The sequence below is a fragment of the Mammaliicoccus sp. FSL K6-3158 genome (genome assembly GCF_038005105.1).
GTDB classification, from domain to species: Bacteria; Bacillota; Bacilli; order Staphylococcales; family Staphylococcaceae; genus Mammaliicoccus; species Mammaliicoccus sciuri.
Genome location: NZ_JBBOSL010000001.1, coordinates 2,135,529 through 2,156,263 on the forward strand (window position 1 = coordinate 2,135,529; position 20,735 = coordinate 2,156,263).

The 20,735-nt window shown below is 30.6% G+C and carries 25 protein-coding genes and 1 pseudogene; 4 read left to right on the top strand and 22 right to left on the bottom strand.

Annotated elements, in window-relative coordinates; genetic code table 11:
• Nucleotides 1-129: 129 nt before the first annotated feature.
• Together MHH94_RS10700 and MHH94_RS10705 are read right to left on the bottom strand one after the other, a co-directional pair.
• Nucleotides 130-489: a HesB/IscA family protein gene (locus MHH94_RS10700; RefSeq protein WP_048540148.1), complete on the bottom strand. Its 360-nt coding sequence runs from the start codon at nt 487-489 to the stop codon at nt 130-132.
• An 11-nt stretch (nt 490-500) separates the two neighbouring features.
• On the bottom strand, nt 501-737 hold the full coding sequence (locus MHH94_RS10705) for a YuzB family protein (RefSeq protein ID WP_025904683.1): 237 nt from the start codon (nt 735-737) through the stop codon (nt 501-503).
• A gap of 153 nt (nt 738-890) precedes the next feature.
• Between MHH94_RS10705 and MHH94_RS10710 the strand changes: the two genes are divergently transcribed.
• Nucleotides 891-1,955: an NAD(P)/FAD-dependent oxidoreductase gene (locus MHH94_RS10710; RefSeq protein ID WP_058591486.1), complete on the top strand. Its 1,065-nt coding sequence runs from the start codon at nt 891-893 to the stop codon at nt 1,953-1,955.
• 208 nt (nt 1,956-2,163) lie between these two features.
• Here MHH94_RS10710 and MHH94_RS10715 read toward each other — a convergent pair whose 3' ends face one another.
• Nucleotides 2,164-2,490: a YuzD family protein gene (locus MHH94_RS10715; protein ID WP_048540152.1), complete on the bottom strand. Its 327-nt coding sequence runs from the start codon at nt 2,488-2,490 to the stop codon at nt 2,164-2,166.
• 109 nt (nt 2,491-2,599) lie between these two features.
• Here MHH94_RS10715 and MHH94_RS10720 point away from each other — a divergent pair, with 109 nt between their 5' ends.
• On the top strand, nt 2,600-2,842 hold the full coding sequence (locus MHH94_RS10720) for a NifU family protein (protein ID WP_025904405.1): 243 nt from the start codon (nt 2,600-2,602) through the stop codon (nt 2,840-2,842).
• Between the two features lie 68 nt (nt 2,843-2,910).
• Here MHH94_RS10720 and dltD read toward each other — a convergent pair whose 3' ends face one another.
• The 8 genes from dltD to MHH94_RS10760 form a co-directional block, all read right to left on the bottom strand.
• Nucleotides 2,911-4,092 (bottom strand): D-alanyl-lipoteichoic acid biosynthesis protein DltD, encoded by a 1,182-nt coding sequence (dltD, locus tag MHH94_RS10725; RefSeq protein ID WP_088592460.1) that lies wholly within the window; start codon nt 4,090-4,092, stop codon nt 2,911-2,913.
• Nucleotides 4,089-4,325 (bottom strand): D-alanine--poly(phosphoribitol) ligase subunit 2, encoded by a 237-nt coding sequence (dltC, locus tag MHH94_RS10730; protein ID WP_048540156.1) that lies wholly within the window; start codon nt 4,323-4,325, stop codon nt 4,089-4,091. Before dltC ends, dltD begins: the two co-directional genes overlap by 4 nt.
• A 16-nt stretch (nt 4,326-4,341) precedes the next feature.
• Nucleotides 4,342-5,562 (bottom strand): D-alanyl-lipoteichoic acid biosynthesis protein DltB, encoded by a 1,221-nt coding sequence (dltB, locus tag MHH94_RS10735; RefSeq protein WP_058591489.1) that lies wholly within the window; start codon nt 5,560-5,562, stop codon nt 4,342-4,344.
• A complete protein-coding gene (gene dltA / locus MHH94_RS10740) occupies nt 5,559-7,019 on the bottom strand; it encodes a D-alanine--poly(phosphoribitol) ligase subunit DltA (RefSeq protein ID WP_088592462.1) in 1,461 nt (486 codons plus the stop codon). Before dltA ends, dltB begins: the two co-directional genes overlap by 4 nt.
• A 15-nt stretch (nt 7,020-7,034) precedes the next feature.
• On the bottom strand, nt 7,035-7,178 hold the full coding sequence (locus MHH94_RS10745; RefSeq protein WP_075577785.1) for a teichoic acid D-Ala incorporation-associated protein DltX: 144 nt from the start codon (nt 7,176-7,178) through the stop codon (nt 7,035-7,037).
• Between the two features lie 293 nt (nt 7,179-7,471).
• The gene (locus MHH94_RS10750) at nt 7,472-8,440 is read right to left on the bottom strand and encodes a 2-hydroxyacid dehydrogenase (RefSeq protein ID WP_325888790.1); all 969 of its coding nucleotides are present in this window, start codon (nt 8,438-8,440) and stop codon (nt 7,472-7,474) included.
• Nucleotides 8,441-8,462: 22 nt separating this feature from the next.
• Nucleotides 8,463-9,230, bottom strand: a complete 768-nt coding sequence (locus tag MHH94_RS10755) for a TIGR01457 family HAD-type hydrolase (RefSeq protein ID WP_340841076.1) — start codon at nt 9,228-9,230, stop codon at nt 8,463-8,465.
• Nucleotides 9,217-9,660 (bottom strand): DUF86 domain-containing protein, encoded by a 444-nt coding sequence (locus MHH94_RS10760; RefSeq protein WP_078355585.1) that lies wholly within the window; start codon nt 9,658-9,660, stop codon nt 9,217-9,219. The genes MHH94_RS10755 and MHH94_RS10760 overlap by 14 nt, the downstream gene beginning before the upstream one ends.
• Before the next feature lie 108 nt (nt 9,661-9,768).
• Here MHH94_RS10760 and MHH94_RS10765 point away from each other — a divergent pair, with 108 nt between their 5' ends.
• Entirely contained in the window at nt 9,769-10,038 is a 270-nt protein-coding gene (locus tag MHH94_RS10765; RefSeq protein ID WP_048540166.1) for a DUF3055 domain-containing protein, read from the top strand.
• A gap of 349 nt (nt 10,039-10,387) precedes the next feature.
• Here the strand turns inward: MHH94_RS10765 and MHH94_RS10770 are convergent.
• From MHH94_RS10770 to MHH94_RS10820, 11 genes and pseudogenes are all read right to left on the bottom strand, one after another.
• Nucleotides 10,388-10,765, bottom strand: a pseudogene (locus MHH94_RS10770) (YutD family protein); the annotation flags it as partial.
• A 12-nt stretch (nt 10,766-10,777) separates the two neighbouring features.
• The gene (gene lipA / locus MHH94_RS10775) at nt 10,778-11,695 is read right to left on the bottom strand and encodes a lipoyl synthase (RefSeq protein ID WP_048540168.1); all 918 of its coding nucleotides are present in this window, start codon (nt 11,693-11,695) and stop codon (nt 10,778-10,780) included.
• 76 nt (nt 11,696-11,771) lie between these two features.
• Nucleotides 11,772-13,103 (bottom strand): bifunctional metallophosphatase/5'-nucleotidase, encoded by a 1,332-nt coding sequence (locus MHH94_RS10780; protein WP_078355583.1) that lies wholly within the window; start codon nt 13,101-13,103, stop codon nt 11,772-11,774.
• Between the two features lie 12 nt (nt 13,104-13,115).
• Nucleotides 13,116-13,937 (bottom strand): sulfite exporter TauE/SafE family protein, encoded by an 822-nt coding sequence (locus MHH94_RS10785; protein ID WP_058591495.1) that lies wholly within the window; start codon nt 13,935-13,937, stop codon nt 13,116-13,118.
• An 11-nt stretch (nt 13,938-13,948) separates the two neighbouring features.
• A complete protein-coding gene (locus MHH94_RS10790) occupies nt 13,949-14,797 on the bottom strand; it encodes a DUF72 domain-containing protein (protein WP_058591496.1) in 849 nt (282 codons plus the stop codon).
• Between the two features lie 299 nt (nt 14,798-15,096).
• A complete protein-coding gene (locus MHH94_RS10795; protein ID WP_084754949.1) occupies nt 15,097-15,729 on the bottom strand; it encodes an ATP-binding cassette domain-containing protein in 633 nt (210 codons plus the stop codon).
• Nucleotides 15,726-16,088, bottom strand: a complete 363-nt coding sequence (locus MHH94_RS10800; RefSeq protein ID WP_084754951.1) for a YxeA family protein — start codon at nt 16,086-16,088, stop codon at nt 15,726-15,728. The genes MHH94_RS10795 and MHH94_RS10800 overlap by 4 nt, the downstream gene beginning before the upstream one ends.
• Nucleotides 16,088-18,091, bottom strand: coding sequence for a hypothetical protein (locus tag MHH94_RS10805; RefSeq protein ID WP_058591499.1), 2,004 nt, complete (start codon nt 18,089-18,091; stop codon nt 16,088-16,090). Before MHH94_RS10805 ends, MHH94_RS10800 begins: the two co-directional genes overlap by 1 nt.
• Before the next feature lie 25 nt (nt 18,092-18,116).
• Complete coding sequence (locus MHH94_RS10810; protein WP_058591500.1) at nt 18,117-18,410, bottom strand: lactococcin 972 family bacteriocin; 294 nt, start codon at nt 18,408-18,410, stop codon at nt 18,117-18,119.
• Nucleotides 18,411-18,664: 254 nt separating this feature from the next.
• Nucleotides 18,665-19,918: an N-acetylmuramoyl-L-alanine amidase gene (locus tag MHH94_RS10815; RefSeq protein ID WP_084754953.1), complete on the bottom strand. Its 1,254-nt coding sequence runs from the start codon at nt 19,916-19,918 to the stop codon at nt 18,665-18,667.
• 20 nt (nt 19,919-19,938) lie between these two features.
• Nucleotides 19,939-20,259, bottom strand: coding sequence for a phage holin (locus MHH94_RS10820; protein ID WP_078355576.1), 321 nt, complete (start codon nt 20,257-20,259; stop codon nt 19,939-19,941).
• A gap of 142 nt (nt 20,260-20,401) precedes the next feature.
• Here MHH94_RS10820 and MHH94_RS10825 point away from each other — a divergent pair, with 142 nt between their 5' ends.
• Nucleotides 20,402-20,731 (top strand): helix-turn-helix transcriptional regulator, encoded by a 330-nt coding sequence (locus tag MHH94_RS10825; protein WP_025904388.1) that lies wholly within the window; start codon nt 20,402-20,404, stop codon nt 20,729-20,731.
• Nucleotides 20,732-20,735: the final 4 nt, after the last annotated feature.

Here is a 20,735-nt window from a genome sequence, read left to right on the forward strand (position 1 = left end):
TTTGTTTGACACTTATAGGAAAGTTGTGTCACTTTGTGTTTTTCCTCACAAATAAAGATAATACTATTTACATACAAGTTTTATTGTATATTTTTATAAAGATAAATTCAAGTGTGACATATCAATTCCTTAGCATTGTTCTGGCGTACCTGAAACGTCTCTTGTCTTAAATGAACTTCCGCAACCACAAGCTGCAATAGCATTAGGGTTTTCAATCGCAAATCCGCCACCCATTAAAGATGTCTTAAAGTCAATTGTTGTACCATTTAAAATTGGTGCATCGTTTTTATCTACTAACACTTTCACACCATAAAACTCTAGAACTTCATCATTCTCAGCCGGTTCTTCTTCTGCTGACATTCCGTAAGAAAGTCCTGTACAACCGCCACCTTTAACAGATACTTTCAAATAACCATTTGGCATATCGTTATTTTTCATCATATCTTTAACTTCATAAGCTGCTGCTTCAGTTAATATAACAGTTGACATATTTATTCCTCCTAAAAAATCCAATTTTCTTCTATATGACTATATATATTTTCAAGTAATTCTTCTGGTGTTTCTCCCTTGACCATATCTCCATTGACTAATGCATATAACCCTCTAGCACATGGTCCACAATTTTGTAGACAACCGTATTCCAATACATCTACTTCTGGATCATTGTCGAGCTTGTTAAACACTACATCAGCACCTTTGGCCAAGTTTGAAATACAAAATTCGACAATTGGGTTCAATGTGTTCACCTACTCACTTTTTATTCATTAAACTATTTTAACATTCATTGTAGTTTATGCCAAAAACGATTATACTAAAAGTATACTTATATATTATAAAATATATACATACAAATTTGTAGAAATTTGATTTATGGACAAAGGAGAATAACGATGAAAAGCTTAGTATTATTAGGGGGCGGATACGGTAATATGCGCTTAATGAAAGAAATACTTCCTAGCACATTACCTTCCGATTATTCAATTACGCTGATTGATCGTATGCCATTTCACGGTTTAAAAACAGAGTTCTACGCATTAGCAGCAGGCACAAAACCAGATAAAGATATTCGTGTTCAATTTCCAAAAGATAAAAAAATTAATACAGTATACGGGGAAATTACTGATATTGATTTAGACAATCAAATTGTTTCAGTTGGAGATACACGAGTTGATTATGATGAACTTGTAATAGGTCTAGGTTGTGAAGACAAATATCACAACGTACCTGGCGCAAAAGAATATACCTATAGTATTCAAACTGTACAAAACGCACGCAAAACATACCAAGCAATATGTGACTTACCAAGTGATGCAACTGTAGGTATCGTCGGTGCAGGATTAAGTGGTATAGAACTTGCAAGTGAATTACGTGAAAGTAGACAAGATATTAAAATTAAACTTTTTGATAGAGGTTCACGAATTTTACCTGCATTCCCAGAGAAATTAAGTAAATACGTAAAAAAATGGTTTGATAAACATAATGTAGAAGTTGTACCAAATTCAAATATCACTAAAGTTGAACCCGGACAACTTTATAACAATGAAGATATTCATAACGTTGATTTAGTTGTATGGACTGCCGGTATACAACCAGTTGAAATCGTTAGAAATCTTCCAGTTGATACAAACGACGGTAGAAGGGTTATCGTAAATCAATATCATCAAATTCCAACATATCCAAATGTATATATTGTAGGCGATTGTGCAGCATTACCTCATGCACCAAGCGCATATTTAGCAGAAATACAAGCTGATCAAATCGCTGAAGTCATGAAATTACAATGGGCAAACAAACCATTACCTGAAAAGATGCCAGAATTGAAACCACAAGGATTTGTAGGTTCACTTGGTGAAAAACAAGGCTTCGCTTATTTAATGGAACAAACCGTAACAGGTCGTTTAGCAAGAGTCATTAAATCAGGTGTTCTATGGTTATATAAATATCATAACGGATAAGAAAAAAGTAGCAGATTACTCTGCTACTTTTTTTCTATTGTATGTGGGGGGGTGGTTGGAAGTGAAGATGTGAGTTAACTGCCTCTTTAACTCACATCTTTGGCGAGCTCTTGGCTTTATTCAGGAGTTAAGCCATGACTTGACTTTTCTCACATCTATACTCTACCCAACTCACCTGTCCCCAATTAACTCCCTAAATTATTCATTTTTATTGTTCTACTGCTACGTGTTCATCTATAAATTTTGTTACTGGCTTTAATTGAACATAACCATCTGCTACGTATTCATCATTGATTGTTACAAGTGGATAGAAAAGTTCGTCTTCGTTTATTCTTTCGATAAATTGTTGGTCGTGATCTGTTAAATTTTCTGTTTGTTTCATAATATCAATATATGTGTATTCAAGGTTTAACTCTGGATATTTTCTTCCTAAAATTGCTTGTAACCATTCAAATGTGTCTTTAGATGATGGTGCATTTACACAACTTGCACATACAACATCAGCTCCATAAATTACTATACTTGCCTTGGACATTTTAGCATCCCCCTAGTTTCATGAATAGATTTTTTACCTTATTTCTATTATAATAGATAAATAAGATTAATGTATCTAATAACACTTGATGAGAGGAGTATTAATATATATGGCTACCGAACAACAAACAATGTTTGATCAAGTTAGTGATGTACTCGAAAAGTTAAGACCATTCTTATTACGTGATGGTGGCGACTGTGAATTAGTAGATGTTGATGACGGGATTGTTAAATTACGTCTACTTGGTGCTTGTGGTACTTGCCCAAGTTCTACTATTACGCTAAAAGCTGGCATAGAACGTGCTTTATTAGAAGAAGTACCTGGCGTAGTGGAAGTAGAACAAGTATTCTAACTTCATAATTAATAAAAAACAGGACATCGTTTATAAACGATGTCCTGTTTTTTATTTCCTAGGTAATATTAATGATACTGTCTACTCACTTTTCCATCATATGTTCCATTGATATGTTGTATCATTTGTTCATTAATATATACCCAGCCTTTCCATCCTATATGAACGGCGTCTGTTATTACATACGGTTCATATTCTTTATCGGTTAAATCGTATACTTTCATATCATTCTTTTGAATCATGTGATTGATTTTCTCATATACCGCTTCACGTTTTTCTTTATCCACATGAATATGATCATACCATTTTCCATTTGCTGGAATCACAATAAACAATGGGTCTGCTTTAGCTTCTTTTAAAGTATCGATTAATAATTGTAAATCATCAAATTCTTTCGAATGCATATTAAACTCGTAATTACGATTATATCTTTTACGTTGCTGTTTTAATAAATGCCAATATTTATCATTCATACCAAATTTGTTTGTTCTTGAATGTTGTGCGCCATATTCTGATGCGTATAACTTCAAGTCATTCCAATTCATATGATTAAAATGATGGTGTTCTTTTCTATGTAACTTTGCTTTTTCTTGTCCAAAAATTGATTTCAAAGCGTCGTGTTTTTCATAGATATTTTTTTCAAAATCATTCATAAATGTACCTTCATCATAATGATGATTTTCTTTTCCTATGACTGATTTCAAGTATGGGTCTGATTTTAATTGTTTAAATTGCGCTAATCTTTTAGCAAAACGATCTTTAATTTCTGGACTTAACACTTTATTTTTAAATAAGTGATCAGCTTGTAATGGTGAAAAGCGAGCACTAAAGTTATCATTTGTCAGTCCATGATCTGTAAACCATTGTGGCGAAATAATAATCGCTATTTTTTTACCTTTTAGATTATGTGCTTGGCTTCCCATATTAATTGCATGAATTAAATCAGTTGATCCACCCGTACCTATTAGATATGGTTGCAATTTCGCTTTTTTGTCATTCAAGATATACGCTGGATGGAAGATGTCTTGTTTTTCCAATTCACTTGACCCAAAGATTGGATAGAAATTTTTACTTAATAACATTTCTTCTTGTGAGTGCACACCTTTTAGTACTGTATCATCTAAAGATATCGCTTCGTTATTAATACTGTCATACTTTGAAAATGATTTAATCCATTCTACTGGTACGAGTAAAAATAAACCGAATAATAAACCACTTATTAATAATGGTAACAATAACTTTAATTTCATTGTAATTCCTTAAGTACTGCTATAATTTTATTTGGTGTTGCCCACTCATCTCTATCAAAATCAGTAATTGTTACATCAATGCCTAAATTATTTTGAATTTCTAATAATAACCCTACTGTCGCAAATGAATCGATAATGCCTTCTTCAAATATTTCAATATCAGGATTTTCTTTAACGATATCATTTTCTGCAACTTCTGCTAAAATATTTAAAACACTCTCTTCAAAATTCATAATATAACTCCCTTATTTAATGTATTAACTTGCCTGAGAAAAGTAAAAATCCAAATGCTATACAATGGAATGTAATTAAAATTGCTACTATGTTCATAATGCTTGGATTCATCTTTATAGGATGTTTTTTACGCCATTGTTCGTAATAGCCATACCCAATAAATAGCAATGCATGATATAAACCATACAAAATATAATGCCATTCAATACCATGCCAAATACCCATAATAAAGAAATTCAAGAAAAATCCTAAATTAGATATTAATAATTTATCTTTTAATAATTTTTCTTTAGATACCCAAAATACAAATCGCATATATACGCAATCTCTAAACCAAAATGATAAACTCATATGCCATCTATTCCAGAAATCTTTAATATTTTTAGCTTTAAATGGTTGGTTAAAGTTAACAGGTGTTTGCACACCAAATAAATAACTAAATGCAATTGCAAATAAACTGTATCCTGCAAAATCAAAGAATAAATAGAAACTATAACCATACATATAATATAAGTAATTTAAAAATGTTGGATCCGTGTCTATTGGTACAACTTTTATTACATACTCATTTATGTAATAAGCAATGATATATTTATACAAGAATCCCATAAACACCATATGTATGGCTTTGATAAGCATGTCATAGTACTTTTCAGGTTCTATTGTCTTCTCTTCATCTTTAATAAAGCGTTTATATCGATCTATTGGACCAGATGAGATTGTTGGAAAGAATGTAATAAAATCGATTAATTTCATCGTATCAATAGACTTAATTCGACTATCACGAATTTCCATAATGAGTTGAATGCTCTTAAATGCAATATAAGAAATTCCTAAAAATCCAATAAATTCAATGACTCTATTACCATGTATTGTAAGTTGATGTGTTCCAAGCCAACTACTTTGTAATACTTTGACAATAATTAACGGTAATATAGATAAAAATATTGCACTCACATATAACTTAAAGTTGTTTGTTTTCTTTACGAGCGTGTTATAAGTTCTAATCAAAACAACTTGATAACATACATACAGTGCAAAGAAAATGAGTTGATAACTTAAATATTGATTATCGAATAAATTTTTACTGTCATCCGAAAATATTAAAACAAGCATAATTAAGGTTATTACTCTATTGTATATAAGACTTTTCTTACCGATTAATCCTAAAATAATAACGGGTAACATTAAGATTAAACAGATGTAGAAATAAGTAAAATCTCCATATGGTGTCATGAATTTAACCTCTCTAATACTTTGTTGCGATCTAATTTACCGTTAGACGTTAAAGGTAGCTGTTTAGCATAGCTAAATTTTCTAGGAATCATGTATTCAGGTAAATGTAATTTCAATTCATGTTTCAAATGCATTGTCATATCATTTTCACTTTCTAACTCATCAGCTATCGGCACAATTGTTGCATGTAAATATTGGATTTTCTCACCCTGTTTGATTGGTGAAATGACAGCTTGTTTAACATCTGGTAAGTGTTCAAGTACGCTTTCAATTTCTTCAAGTTCCATACGATAACCATTGATCTTAATTTGAAAATCAATTCTTCCGTTAATGAACCAATAACCATCTCGATAAGTTGCTTTGTCACCTGTATGATAATTTAATTGGCCATCAATGATTTTAAACACTTTATTATGTTTTTCTTCATCTTTTAAGTAACCTTGGCTCACACTTTTGCCTATAATAATTAATTCACCTTCATCTGTTAACTTCAATTCACTATTTGGGCGTACTTTGCCTATTGGTAAAGGTTTAAATTGATCCAGTATTTCTTGCGTGATTTGTATACTCGTTACAGCAACTGTAGCTTCAGTTGGTCCATATGTATTATAAATAGTTGATGTCGTAAACAAATCATGTAATTTCTGTGCTGTTTTATGACTTAATATCTCTCCACAGAAGAAGAACTGCTTTAATTTCGGATGATGTGTTTCATTAAAATTAGGCAATAACAGACACATTTCTAAAAATGAAGGTGTAGATACCCAGCTTTCTATTGCTTTATGTTCGAGTAATTCATATAATTGTTTAGGCTTTTCAATCATCTTCTTATCGACAAGTTGAAGTGTACCGCCAGTCATTAAACACGGATAAATGGCCATAACAGACAAGTCAAAAGAAAACGGCGCTTGATTTAACCACATTCTATGCTCGCCTATTTGATTTAATTCCAGCATCCATTCTGTAAAATCAACAAGACTTTCATATCTTATTTGTACACCTTTTGGTAATCCTGTAGATCCAGATGTAAATATTGTATAAACAATGTCTTTATCAATTATTCTCTTGAAGTCTTGATCCACTGATTCAACAGCAAGTATTTCTTCTATCGTTATTTGCTTTACATGTAAATTATTCAATAAATTTCCAGTTGTGTTCAAAATAAAAACAGGCTCAACCTTCTCAATGATATGCTCTATTCTTTCTAATGGAATAGAAGTATCAATTGGAACGTAACCAATGCCTGCTTTCATACTCGCGATCATTCCCACAATCATATAAGGTGACATATGACCATAAAGTACTATAGGCTTTTCAGAACCTTTAATTAAAGTAGCTAATTTATTAGAATAAAGATCTAATTCACCATAAGTCATTACTTCATCTCTATAGTTTATCGCAACCTTATCAGCATGCCACTTATTCATAAATGTTACTTTTTCTAAGATGTCCCTCATAAACTTTCTCCTTCATCAAAATTCATTATATATAAAATCATTACTTGCACTTCCACCAGCATAAATCCAAAATAACACAATCATGATTAGTAAATAGAAAATCGTCAAACCAATCAATTTAAAGTTTTCAGAGTTTATAATGTCCCTAATTTTTTCCATTGTTAATCTCCTTGTGTTTTAATTTTATAATTATTCTATTTCATCATTATATTCTATACGTAATCGAATATCAAGAATTATATGTAAAATTTTAGCAATATATGGCAATAAAAAATGAGTGGAACAGAAATCTACTTTGTAAAAAAGATTTCGTAGTCTTGCCACGGCAAGGATGACTAGAGTTGAAAAAGCTTGATACAAGCGTATTTCAACTCAGTCATCTACTGCCAAGAGACTAAAACAGACTGAGACATTATGTCCCAGCCTGTTTTTTCTTTATTAATTTCGTTTGATTATTTTAACTTAACCGGCGTTATTGGATCTTGGTTAGACATAATTTGTTTAGCATTATCCACGCATAGCTGCACCATTTTATCTCGTGTTGCAATTGAACTACTGCCGATGTGTGGCACAACGATAACTTGATCCATTTTTAAAAATGGATGATCATCTGAAATAGGCTCATTTTCAACAACGTCTAATGCTGCACCTAAAATTTCTTGTTGTTCAATTGCTTCAATTAAATCAGATTCTACGATGTGACCACCACGTCCAATATTAATTAAAATTGCTGAGTTTTTCATTTTTTTAAAAGTTTCTCGATTGAATATACCTTTTGTTTCAGGTGTTAATGGCGCCGTACAAACTACGAAATCACTTTCATTAAGCAATTCATCCATTGTACGATATTCAACATTTAATTGCTGTTCAGCTTCTTCTTTTCGAGAACGATTATGATAAAGTACTTTACAATTAAAGCCTTTCAATCTTCTAGCAAAAGCTTCTCCAATTGAGCCCATTCCATAAATACCAACTGTTGAGCCGTGGACATCTTTTCCTGCTAAAAGATATGGACCCCAACTTTTCCATTCACCATTATGTACATATTGAACCGCTTCAACAATTCTTCTTGCTGCTGTTAACATTAACGTAAAGCCTAATTCGGCAGTCGTTTCTGTTAAAACTTCTGGTGTATTTGTAACAACAACACCTTTTTCTTCAGCAATTTTCACATCAATATTATCAAAGCCAACAGCTAAATTGACGACACCTTTTATGTGCGTTGCATTGTTAAAAAATGTTTCATCAATTTGCTCGCTTAATGTCGTAATGACAATTGTAGCGTCTTGAGAACGTTCTAAAAATGCTTCTCGAGGCATTGGTTCTAATTCGCTGTTCCAAACATCTACTTCTGCATATTCTTTAATCTGATTGATAAACTTTTCTGGTAATTGTCTTGCAACAAGTACTTTCTCATTCATGTTCTCAGCTCCTTATGTGAATTTACTTAATCACTTCAAATAAATTCTTAACGCTATATGTTGGTAATACTTCTTTTTTATTAATTTCTTCTAAAGAAGTTACACCAGTTTGTACATGTAATGTATCAATGCCACTATTGATTCCAGCTAAAATATCAGTGTCATATAAGTCACCAATCATTACACAATCTTCTTTAGCATGACCAATTTTTTCAATTGCTTGTTCCATAATTATTGTTTCTGGTTTACCGATGAATACTGGCGTCTGTCCAGTCGATACACTTACAACGCTTGTCAACGAACCATTTCCAGGTAAAAATCCTCTTTCATTTGGAATCGAAAAATCTTTATTTGTAGATATGAATTTCGCACCATTTCTAACGGCTAAACATGCTACTGAAAGCTTTTCATAAGAAATATTCACATCTAAGCCCATTACGACATAATCAACATGTTCATCTTCTTTCACAACTAAGCCAGCATCTTTTAAAGAAGTTTCTAATCCACTTCCGCCTACCATATATACTGATGCGCCAGGAAAAGCTTCACTTATATATCCAGCAGTTGCCATTGCAGAAGTAATCACATGTTCACTTGAAGTATGAAAACCCATATTATTTAATTTTTCTGCTACTTCAGCAGGTGTTTTTGAAGAGTTATTCGTAACGAATAAATAATCTTTATTATTTTCATTTAAATAATTTATAAATTCGATTGCACCTTCAATAACTTCCGTACCTTTATACATTGTACCGTCTATATCAATAAAATAACCTTTATAATCTTTCATTTTTATCTCCTTCACCAAAAGCTGTTACGGGAACATTTTCATTTTCTAAAAAATGTTTTGTATCTTCAATTGCTTGTTTATAAAATGGCGTCGCAATTTCAAAAGCTTTTCTTAATTGATCATGATCAATATTTTCATAATTTCTAATAAGTTCTTTTCTGTAATCAATAGATGTTCTAATCGCTTCAGCAGATGAAGGTTGGAAGACTTTTTCAAGTTCCATAATATCAATCACATCTTTATAATTACCAGGATCTCTTAAAATAAATGCATCAATAATCAAATTCCCAATATCAACTACAGATTCAATCATCATATGTGCGATTCTTTCTAAAGCATATGGAGAATTTTTCTCGGTTTCAAAATCTACCGTTAATTTTTCTAAATAATTTAGTTTTAAAGTTAAAGTTTTGCTATCTACGAAATACATGTAGAAGACCTCCTATCCATATATCATCATATCATAATTTTGAATTGTAGGGCATTGCTCTGTATACTATACAAGTAAAGAAAGATTTTTAAAAAGGAGTCGCTAAACATGATAGATATGTTCTTATATGACGAGCAAGATGAAGCGAAAATACAATTTGTAGGATTTGTCGGTGAACACAGTCGCTATGACTTAACACTGATTTATACAGATAGACATTATGGAAAAACAATGGTACTTAATACCCAAAACAATACATTTGGTATTATCGGTAAGGATGACTTAGAAGAAGATGGCTATATAAGTCACATCCTCGGTTTAACAAAAGAAGAAGGCGAAGAAGTAACAGAATATTTACATGATGTTATAGATATATAAAATTGAATTGCATTTGTAATTAATATAGTGTGAGCGTTATTTGCAGTTCTGGTCGAAAGTGCAAATAAGAAGTCCAGTAATTACAATTCTCAGTAGTTTTGTAAATAAGACACTTCATAGTTACACTTCGACCGATTTTTGTTACTAACGCACCTATATTATATAAACAACTTCATACAAAAATATTCACAATCTCGCTATAGCTCAATACAAAAGAGCCCGGAAAAATTCCGGGCTCTTTCGTTTATAAATAATCTTTTAAAGTATTTTTAGATGTAGGTTGTTCTTCAATTGCGTCTTCTTCTATTTCTACTGTTTCAGCTTCTTGTTGTTTGTTTTGTTGCTCTTGTTTAGTATTTTGCTGAATTGTTGGCTCTATTTTAACATCTTCTAATTTATGTTCTTCATCTATGAAAGTTGCTTCTTCTGCTGTTAATTTAGATATCTCAGATTTAGATAATCGTCTCAACACAAAATATTTACATCCAAAATTACAATACTCTAATATATAATCTTGAATAGCAGAGAATCGCTTATTTGCATCACTTTTTTTATTAGAATCATGATAAAAGCCTTTTAAACGAAGTTGCTCATAACCAAAGTCACCAACAATAAAATCATATTTATCTAGAATTTCAGAATAACGTGATGTAAATTGTTCTTCATTGAAAGATTTCTGATCATCTTTAATCACTTCAAAATAGTTATTTTCTATTTTAGTTAACATTCAATCACCTTATTAGTTATTAAGTGCTTGTTCACCTAGAATATGTTTTTGTTTAGCAGCTTCATTAACTTGTTCATCTGCGTGATAAGAACTACGTACCATTGGACCAGCTTGGCAATGTTTAAAGCCTTTTTCCATAGCTACTTTTCTTAATTTACCAAATTCTAAAGGTGTGTAGTATTTTTGCACATTTAAATGTTTACGTGATGGTTGTAAATATTGACCGATTGTCATAATATCTACGTCGTTTGCACGTAAATCATCCATTGTTTCATAAATTTCTTCAACTGTTTCACCAAGTCCAACCATTAAGCTAGATTTTGTAGGAATATCTGGGTACATTTCTTTAGATCTTCTTAAGAATTCTAATGTACGATCATATTTTGCACGTGCTCTAACTCTTGGTGTTAAGCGTCTAACTGTTTCGATATTGTGGTTTAAAATATCTGGTTTAGAAGCCATTAATGTTTCTAATGCTTCATAACTACCACCCATATCTGATGGTAAAATTTCAATCGTTGTATATGGATTTAACTCTCTTACTTTACGTACTGTTTCTGCATAAACGTTAGAACCAGCATCTTTCAAGTCATCTCTTGCTACTGCTGTAATAACAACGTGTTTTAAGTTCATAAGTTGAACTGATTCTGCTACACGTTGTGGTTCATCTAGATCTAACTCATTTGGAAGACCTGTTTTAACTGCACAGAAACGACATGCTCTCGTACAAACTGCACCTAAAATCATAAATGTAGCTGTACGTCTTTCTCCCCAACATTCGTGAATATTTGGACATTTAGCTTCTTCACAAACTGTATGAAGATTCTTCTCACGCATCATTTTTTTCAAGCCTGTGTAGTTCTTATTCGTGTTTAATTTTATTTTTAACCAGTCTGGTTTACGTAATATTTCTTCATTTTTAGTAGCCATATACGTGAACACCCTTCTATTATTAATTTTCATCTTTATATATTATAACGAATATACATATAAATTTAAATGCTCATTACACTTTCTTTTTATGTTGTAATAACTTTTGTTCAAAAATATTTCTTAAAAACTCTGGCATAATATAATTTACATTCATATCTTTCAATATTGGGAAGTATCTTCCGAATGTGTACATATCAATAGTACCGAGCTTATATTGTTCGTGATCTTCTATTTCTTTTCCATTCACAAAACATTGACCTGTAGACTCAATATAGCCGATATTTTTAAATACATATCCTCCAAAAATATCTCCTCTAAAGCCAAATCCAAATGCTACTTCATCCATATAGGACTGTTCCATCGCTTTATATATAATTTGTTTAAGTTCCGCGCCTCTTAAATCTACTGAAACAGTGTTTATAGGATGCGGTAACATTTGATGAATATCGTATTCTGTTAACTCATTACCCGTCTTACCTTTAACGATAAGACCTGCATTAATAATTGCACAGTCTGCTCCTGTAAAATCTAATACACTTTCGCATAATAAGTCCGTTGTATAACTTGCACTGTTAAGACGACGTGGTAATGAAAAAATACCTTTAAGTATCGGTTTATTTAATAATGCCTTACCTTTTTCTTCATAATCATTTGGTACTTCTTCAATTAAGTCAGAATTAATAATTTCCGCTTCTTTATGAATAACTTTTTGATTTTCAATAACTAAATCTACTTTACCAACATAATGCCCATATTTACCAGCTGCAGCCATCAACACACCATTTTGTTCTTCACCATTTTCAAAATAATGATGTGTATGTGCGCCGAAAATAATGTCTACTTCCGGACATTCTTTGCAAATTTGCTCATCAAAGAAGATACCGACATGACTTAAAACGAGCAGTACATCATATGCTTCTTTCACTTGTTCTATTTCGTTCTTTAGTGCAAGTAATGGTGACGTCACTTTCCAATCAAGTCTTTCATAAATATGATTAAAAGGTGCTGTCAAACCAATCATACATACTTTAATACCATTAATATCTTTAACAACATGAGAAGTTATATGATTCGGTAAATTGCCATCTAAATCAAATAAATTACAACAAGTAACATCGAACTGAGCTTCATCATATAAGTGATTCAAAGCATCATGAGATATCGTCATACCTTCATTATTACCTATTGTGACAACATCTACGTGACTATCATTTAAAATATTAACATTTTCTCTACCTTGTGATGCTTCTGTTAAAGGATGAAATAAATCTATATGATCACCTATATCAATATATAGTGTATCATGCTGACATCGACTTCTTTCATCTTTAATATACTGAGATATTTTGGCATATGTATTTAAATGACTGTGTATATCATTTGTATGAAATATCGTGAGCTTCACAAATCCAACTCCTTATAAAACACTTTTTATAATCAAATATATACCTAAGATTAACATTGTAAATCTTAAAATTAAAACGACAGTGTCTGACTTCATTCTACTATTTATTCTTACACCAATTTTTGCACCAAAGTAACTTGAAATAATCAATACAATCGCATGTACCCAAAGTACATTACCTTGCACAATGTGGCTGACAGAACTTGATAAACTTGAAAAGAATATCATCATCATACTTGTACCAACAGCAACATGTGGTGGGAATCTAAATACAATAATCATTAAAGGTGTCATCAGTGCACCCCCACCGATACCGAATAAACCAGTCGTTATACCAACAATAAATGATGAAACAATAGCGACAAACGGTGGAACACCGTATTTATGATGTTCACCATATCTATCTGTAAATGATTTTAAATACTTTTCTCGTTGGAAGTACTTTATTGGTTTCACATGATTACGTATCATTAATACGATAGAAATAAAGATTAAGAAAATACCAAAGTACAAATTAAATGAATCTAAAGTAAAATACTTACTTAAATATGCACCAAGTAAAGCCCCTGGAATAATACCAATCAAGAATATTAATCCATTTTTTACATCAACTTGCTTCGTTTTCAAATAGCCTAATGTTGCTGTTAAACCCGTTGTAATTAATATAACAGATGATGTACCAATCGCTCTTTGTGGTGTCATACCAGACAATAATTGATGGTCTATACCAAAGTATACGAGTGAAGGAACAATAATAATTCCGCCACCAATTCCAACTAGCGCCCCTAATATTGCAGACGATACACCTATAATAATTAACACTAAATATGCCATACCTGTCACCTCTAAAATAATTTAAGTTGCTTAGGCGCTAAACCTTCGTATTCTATATCTAATAACTTTTGGTAAGTTTTGGCATTTTGTGCAGCATGTCCACCAGAATTATTATTAAATACTACATAAACATCTTTCGCTTTATGCTCTAAAATTTTAACTTTATCAGCTAACTCTTTAAGTTCTGCTTCATTATAATTATATAAATATCTGACATCACGCCACTCTTGATCTGTCATATCTTTCTTCGTCCATCCGTTTACATTTCTACCATGGTAACGGACGAAAGCAACATCATGCGTAATACGATTTATAAGTGGTATAGACCCTTCTCCACTCTGCGGTTCATCACAAACGCTATGAATAAATTTCATTTCGGTTAAAAATTCCAACGTATACTCTTTAACATCTTCTTTAAACCAAGTACGATTACGGAATTCGATACAAACATCAAAATCTTTTAATTGCTCACGTACATAACGTAAATAATTAATATTTTGAGGTTGTAAATCAAACCAAGGTGGAAACTGTACGAGAATCATCGCTAACTTTCCTGATGCTTTTAACGGTGCCATCGAATCTTTAAATAAATTAAACAATGTCATTTTGTCTTCAGCAAAATCAGTTACCTCAGCATGACCTGTTAACGCCTGATGAATCTTAACAACAAACTTAAAATTATTAGGCGTTTCCCGAATCCATTTTTCAATATTTCGTTGCGGTTGAATCGCATAATAAGTTGCATCTAATTCCACAATAGGAAAATGAGCAGCATATGCTTTTAACTTATCTTTTTTATTAGACAGGTCTTCATATAAAGAATCATGATCTCCCCATCCAGTTAGGCCAATTTTTATCATATCTCATCACCATACTCATCATACCACACAGAGTATTTTTAGTTCAGTTTGTTTGATTAAAATTATGTAAAACTATGAATGAGCAGTAAAGAATTGTATGTCGTTCGTTATACTTCTTATGCGTTTTGTAATTATAGGCTGTCTTAGTTACACTTCGTACGATTTTTGTTACTATGGACCTCCTTAGTTACACTTCCTACGACTTTTGTTACTAAACCCACCATTCTTTTCAATTCATAAAAAATAACGGCTATGACAAATAATAATGTCCTAGCCGTTTTATATGTGTATCAACTCATTCATGTAGCAAGTTGTATATTTCTATCACAATATTTCATAACTTCCTCGTCATGCGTAACAATTAATATAGTAGATTTACCTTTAAATTCTGATAAAAGTTCAAGTATTTTATATTTATTATCATTGTCTAAAGCACCTGTTGGCTCATCTGCAAAAATTATTAGAGGTTCTTTTAATAGTAACCTAGCAATTGCGACTCTTTGTTGTTCTCCTCCGCTTAACGTATAAATCTTAGTATTAAGTGGTTTATTTAATCCTACTTTTTTCATGACATCATTTTTCAATACTTTTTTCTGAGATTTACTCAATTTTTTATAAGTTAGTACGATGTCCAAATTATATTCAATCGTTTCATGTGTGATAAGTGCGTAGTTTTGAAACAAATAGCCTAACTTATTTCGATACAATAGCATCTTATGTTTACGTTTCATCTTAGTTATGTCATCACCATCAATATAAATAGTACCACCATCAATTTTTTCTAAGCCACACATACAACCCAATAAAGTAGATTTTCCCGAACCACTTCTCCCAGTTATGGCGACCATTTCACCTTTGTTAATATTCAAACTCAAATCACTAAATAAATTAACACCATTAAATTGTTTTCTTAAATTATTTAAACGGATCATTGTTTAATCATCTTCTCATACTCAGATTTACTGATATATTCTATAAAATAAACCCATTTACCTTTGTGATCAATTTTGACATATTGTTCAGAAGGGCTATAACCTTTAAAGTCCAATAAGTAGTTATTTTTACGACCATTTTCATCATAAGATTCAATATCTTTATAATCTTGGATATTTATAATTTCTTGCTTACTTAAATGTTCAGCATCGCTGCTATATGGAACCTTAGCATAACTCCAACCTCTTTTAACAAAGGGATTTACTACATCCAATTTTTCATCAATATTTTTCATCGTAAATAAAATTATACAAATTATCATAATGCTTGCTATTAATGTATAAATTAACTTTTTCATTATTGAGTCTCACCTCTTCTTGCATCTTTCAACAAATGATATTCATATCGATTAATAAAAATCATGACAGTAAGTAATTCGAATAGAATAATTGAAATCATTAATTTGAATGAAATTTCTACAATATCAAAAAAATTCACAATAAATAATGCTATAAAAGTAGAAACTAAACTATTTATCACAAAACTTATATGCTTTTTAAAAAAAGAATCTCCATGAATAGTTCTTACAAATATCACTTTTTTCTCTCTATCACAATAAATATTAATAATAAATAGATATACTGAAATTAATATTATGATTCCTAGTATAGAGGTAGTAACAGAAACAAATAGATTACGTTTTATTTTATTATATTCAGTCAATACACTACTATAAGCATTAGTCAAACCTTGAATTTCTGTATCAAACTTATTATGATCTAGTTTACTTTTAATTAGATCATAATCATTAAAGAGCAATAACCCTTGTGATGTAGCAGAACTATAGAAAGAAATTGGATAATAACCTTTAGGTAATATTATTATTACTGGATTATAAGATATAACCTCTTTACTATATACACCTGTACTATAGTTAAATAAATTATAATTATTTTTTATTTTATGAACTTTGATATCTAGATACCTTTGTTTATTAGGAACTTTCTCAATTTCATCATAAAATTCAATCTCTTCTTGTAAATCTTTTTTAATTTTATTTATATTCTCTTTGGAAAATCCTTTATCAGGAATTAGTGCTGTAATTTTTGAAAAATCTACTGATTCTTTGTTTTCTATACTAATTTTATTTCTATCAATAAAAGTCTTATTTACATAGATAGCATTATCTAAATCATATTTCTCCCCAGATTTTTTCCAATTATAATGTCTATGAAATGTAAGCATCCAATTCTTTTCAGGAATTTTGTTTAATAAATTTATCACTTCTTGATCTGAATATTTAAACTGTTTCTTACTTGTTTCTATTTCATTTGTTGTCAATTCAGCAATATATAAATCTTTATTCTTAAACCAATGCTTTTCACTGTTCACAATGTCAAACGCTTCTATGTAGTTATGTATTGAAATCGATATAACATTGAGTAAAGTTAAAGTTACTATTAACTTAATTATATTTGGCAAGTATTGAAACCTATTGCCGACACCTTCAAATTTTATATATTTTTGAATATTAAAAGTTTGTTTAGATACTAGCCAGTAAGACATTAGCGATACCATAATCAAAATAATATAAAAAATTACTACACAAATTAAATATGACCAAAAAATATATCTAATTTGTGCCAATTGATTATATAAATATAATCCAATAGTTACTATTAAAGTTATTATTATGAAATGTGAAACAAAGATTTTTGTAATTTTTAATAATTGTAAAGCTATAATTTTTGCCGATGTGAATCCATGTATTCGTTTAATAGACATTTCTTTCACTGAAGCAAGTTGATCATATAAAATAGCTATGAAAATTATTACTAATAAAATTATGAAAGTAGAAGGTAATTGATGGGTACTTATATATTCCAATATTATTAAATGTAATGGAAATTCATAATCTTTAGTAGTTAAACCTTTTTCTTCTAATGTTTCATAAAAATCACTCTTGGGATTCTCTTTTATAAAAAAAGTTGTTCCAACCAAATTTAATTTACCCAAAATTTTATTATCTGGTTTTATAATTTGATATTTCTTGTTACGATTAAATGCTTTTTCATTAAAATTAAGTTTCTCGTTCAAATTATATTGAGATAAATATTTAGTTTTACCATTATCATCATAATTCCCATTTACTCGAATCATCGAAATATTATGTTCAGTAGAAAGCTTAACTAATAACCTATTTATTTCTTCTTTATTATGTTTCTTGTCCCACTTTTCTATGACTAATGCCTTGTTGTATCCTGGCAATTTAATATCATCTATATAATTATAAAAATTTAAGAATATAAAAGTTATAATACAGAATATAAGAAATATAGTTATCTTTGTAATTTTCTTCATTTAATAGCCTCATTAATAAAATTCATTAATAGAAGCCGTAATATGCTTTATTTACTTTCCAAATTTGCCAACCTGGTCGTTTTTGAGCCGATACCTTAGACCATCTTCCTTTAGGTGTATAACCTGAAGTAGCCCAATAACGCCCTCTTACACTCGTATAATGTGTTTTCTTTCCATGGTAATAATTAGACCATACATATTGACTTGAAACACCATAATTCCATGTACCACCATCAACATTAACTTGGTATGCTTTAACAATCCCTGCACCAGAAGCAATTATAATTGTTAATAATAATGTTATAAAAAATTTTTTCATTAATAAACACTCCCATTTTTCAAAATTCAAGACGTCTTAAGAATAATATATTTAGTTCATAATATTCTGTCAATTACTTTTTATACAATTTTTTACATTTAAAACCCTCGCTATTTGTTTGTTGATAGCGAGGGTTTTGTGTTATATTTAATTTATTCGGATACCTTACATAATTTTATTTAATGATGGCCGTCATTGTATAAATTTTATGGTTAAGGTATTTTTTTCTGCTTTTTTATTCATCGTTTTGTCTCCTATTTTAACTTCAATACTTGTCCGATTTGTATGACATCTGATGTTAATCCGTTCAATTTCTTTAATGTTGCTACGGTAACGCCTGTTTTTTGACTGATACTCCATAGTGTATCTCCGGCTACGACTGTATAGGTTGTTGGATTCGTATTGATGGCTCCTCCATTGATGGCTTCTGCTAGTGATTTTGTATATGCATTTAAATTATTTTTAATGTAATTCATATCTTTTGTTGAGGTAATAAATCCTAACTCTACTAATCGATAATTGATATATTCTGCTTTAGCTACGTTGCAATGTAATAGGTCACTTCTTTCTGTAATGCCTCTAATAGTACCTACATGTTTTTTCACGGCTGCTTGTAATGCTTTATCAATACTGTCTGCTGCTAATCCACTTGGAATAATAACATGACCTCCTGTAGCTGATGCGGCTGCTGAATCTAAATGAAATTCTACTACAATTTCATAACCTTGTGATTTAACCCAGTATAATCCGTAATCTTTTTTATTTCCGACCTGATCACCGTATGCTGTATCTTGATACATATCTTGGTCTTTGCCGTATACTGCAACTTTATGGCCTGCTTGTTTTAAATAATTTGCTACTCTGTCTACGATATTCGTTCTAATAAAATCTCTTTCATTTGTTCCATTTCCTACTGCGCCTGGATCATTATACCCGTGCCCTGCTACAATCATAATTTTTCTACTCATTTTAACGGCTCCTTTATTGTTAGATTGATCTAATTTTTGATTGAGTTTGGATATGTCATAATTTTCAATTGGCATACCACTACACACTCTTGTTACTTCTTTAGAAATGTCTTCACCTTTTTGACGTAATTGGATATGCAAATGTTCACTCATCGGATTATTGTCATAATTACTATTGCCTTGTAATCCAATAATGTCACCTTGAATGACTTTATCACCTTTAGAAAATTGCAATGTATCTCTTTGCATATGCCCGTAAATCCAATCATTGCCATTATTATCTCTAATTTCAATTGTGCCTCCGAAATTACCAAATGGTTCACTTAATATAACTGTTCCACTAGTAACTGCTGGAATTTGATTCGTTTCATTACTATAGACATCAAATGCTCTATGATAACCACTACAATAGGCATCATAATTTATGCCATCTTCTGTGTAATTTCTATATCCATAGTTTTTTGGATATTGATTGTACGTTCTTGGGTCTGATGAAATTTCCCATCCTTTTTTAGTTAAATATGTTATAGCTGTTAACATTCAATCATCCTTTCTCATTTTTATTTTTTACCAGATTGTTTTAAGAACTTTTCTTGTTCACGTGATTGATTTGTAAAAATGAATGTGTTTTTCCAAATACCATAAAGCACAAATACAATAGGTATCCCTGTGTTTAATACGTTCATCCATGCATTTAACTTTTGAGGGTTCAACCATTCTACCGAAAAACCAGATGCATTCAATGCTAAATATAGTGCACCTAAGAACCCACCTATCATTGCGATAAATTGTTTAACTTTGTCTGGTTCAATTGGGATTCTGTTATCTTCTTCGGAATAATTCAAATTCACTTTATCTGTTTTGAAGTTCATTTTAACCATGTGTATCACCTCCTTGGTTACACTATAATATAACTTTCGGTTGACGTCAATAACTTTTAGTTATATTTTTCTGCAAAATTATTGATAAAATATAACTATAGGTTATAATAATAGTATCAATCATATAAGGAGCGGGAAACTTATGGTGTCTCAAAATAAACTCTCTGAACAAATAAGTTTATTAAGAACGAAAAATGGATGGACGCAACAAAAATTAGCAGATGCGTTACAAGTTTCAAAACAATCCATTTCATATTGGGAAACAGGAAGAAAAGCACCAAAGATGAAGAAAATAGAAGAAATGGCAAAGTTATTTGATGTAAGTGTCAGTTATATTTTAGACGGGGAAGCTAAACAAACTTATAACTCTACTGCAGAAACGATTGCCGCACATTTAGATGGAGAATTAACAGAAGAAGAATTGAAGAAAGTATTAGAATATGTTGATTTTCTAAAGCATCAAAACAAATGATTTA

Bases quoted from the DNA above. Each gene is read 5' to 3' on its own strand.
- MHH94_RS10700 (WP_048540148.1), bottom strand. From the start codon at position 489: ATGTCAACTGTTATATTAACTGAAGCAGCAGCTTATGAAGTTAAAGAT.
- MHH94_RS10710 (WP_058591486.1), top strand. From the start codon at position 891: ATGAAAAGCTTAGTATTATTAGGGGGCGGATACGGTAATATGCGCTTA.
- MHH94_RS10715 (WP_048540152.1), bottom strand. From the start codon at position 2,490: ATGTCCAAGGCAAGTATAGTAATTTATGGAGCTGATGTTGTATGTGCA.
- MHH94_RS10720 (WP_025904405.1), top strand. From the start codon at position 2,600: ATGGCTACCGAACAACAAACAATGTTTGATCAAGTTAGTGATGTACTC.
- dltD (WP_088592460.1), bottom strand. From the start codon at position 4,092: ATGAAATTAAAGTTATTGTTACCATTATTAATAAGTGGTTTATTATTC.
- dltC (WP_048540156.1), bottom strand. From the start codon at position 4,325: ATGAATTTTGAAGAGAGTGTTTTAAATATTTTAGCAGAAGTTGCAGAA.
- dltB (WP_058591489.1), bottom strand. From the start codon at position 5,562: ATGACACCATATGGAGATTTTACTTATTTCTACATCTGTTTAATCTTA.
- dltA (WP_088592462.1), bottom strand. From the start codon at position 7,019: ATGAGGGACATCTTAGAAAAAGTAACATTTATGAATAAGTGGCATGCT.
- MHH94_RS10745 (WP_075577785.1), bottom strand. From the start codon at position 7,178: ATGGAAAAAATTAGGGACATTATAAACTCTGAAAACTTTAAATTGATT.
- MHH94_RS10750 (WP_325888790.1), bottom strand. From the start codon at position 8,440: ATGAATGAGAAAGTACTTGTTGCAAGACAATTACCAGAAAAGTTTATC.
- MHH94_RS10755 (WP_340841076.1), bottom strand. From the start codon at position 9,230: ATGAAAGATTATAAAGGTTATTTTATTGATATAGACGGTACAATGTAT.
- MHH94_RS10760 (WP_078355585.1), bottom strand. From the start codon at position 9,660: ATGTATTTCGTAGATAGCAAAACTTTAACTTTAAAACTAAATTATTTA.
- MHH94_RS10765 (WP_048540166.1), top strand. From the start codon at position 9,769: ATGATAGATATGTTCTTATATGACGAGCAAGATGAAGCGAAAATACAA.
- lipA (WP_048540168.1), bottom strand. From the start codon at position 11,695: ATGGCTACTAAAAATGAAGAAATATTACGTAAACCAGACTGGTTAAAA.
- MHH94_RS10785 (WP_058591495.1), bottom strand. From the start codon at position 13,937: ATGGCATATTTAGTGTTAATTATTATAGGTGTATCGTCTGCAATATTA.
- MHH94_RS10790 (WP_058591496.1), bottom strand. From the start codon at position 14,797: ATGATAAAAATTGGCCTAACTGGATGGGGAGATCATGATTCTTTATAT.
- MHH94_RS10795 (WP_084754949.1), bottom strand. From the start codon at position 15,729: ATGATCCGTTTAAATAATTTAAGAAAACAATTTAATGGTGTTAATTTA.
- MHH94_RS10800 (WP_084754951.1), bottom strand. From the start codon at position 16,088: ATGAAAAAGTTAATTTATACATTAATAGCAAGCATTATGATAATTTGT.
- MHH94_RS10805 (WP_058591499.1), bottom strand. From the start codon at position 18,091: ATGAAGAAAATTACAAAGATAACTATATTTCTTATATTCTGTATTATA.
- MHH94_RS10810 (WP_058591500.1), bottom strand. From the start codon at position 18,410: ATGAAAAAATTTTTTATAACATTATTATTAACAATTATAATTGCTTCT.
- MHH94_RS10815 (WP_084754953.1), bottom strand. From the start codon at position 19,918: ATGTTAACAGCTATAACATATTTAACTAAAAAAGGATGGGAAATTTCA.
- MHH94_RS10820 (WP_078355576.1), bottom strand. From the start codon at position 20,259: ATGGTTAAAATGAACTTCAAAACAGATAAAGTGAATTTGAATTATTCC.
- MHH94_RS10825 (WP_025904388.1), top strand. From the start codon at position 20,402: ATGGTGTCTCAAAATAAACTCTCTGAACAAATAAGTTTATTAAGAACG.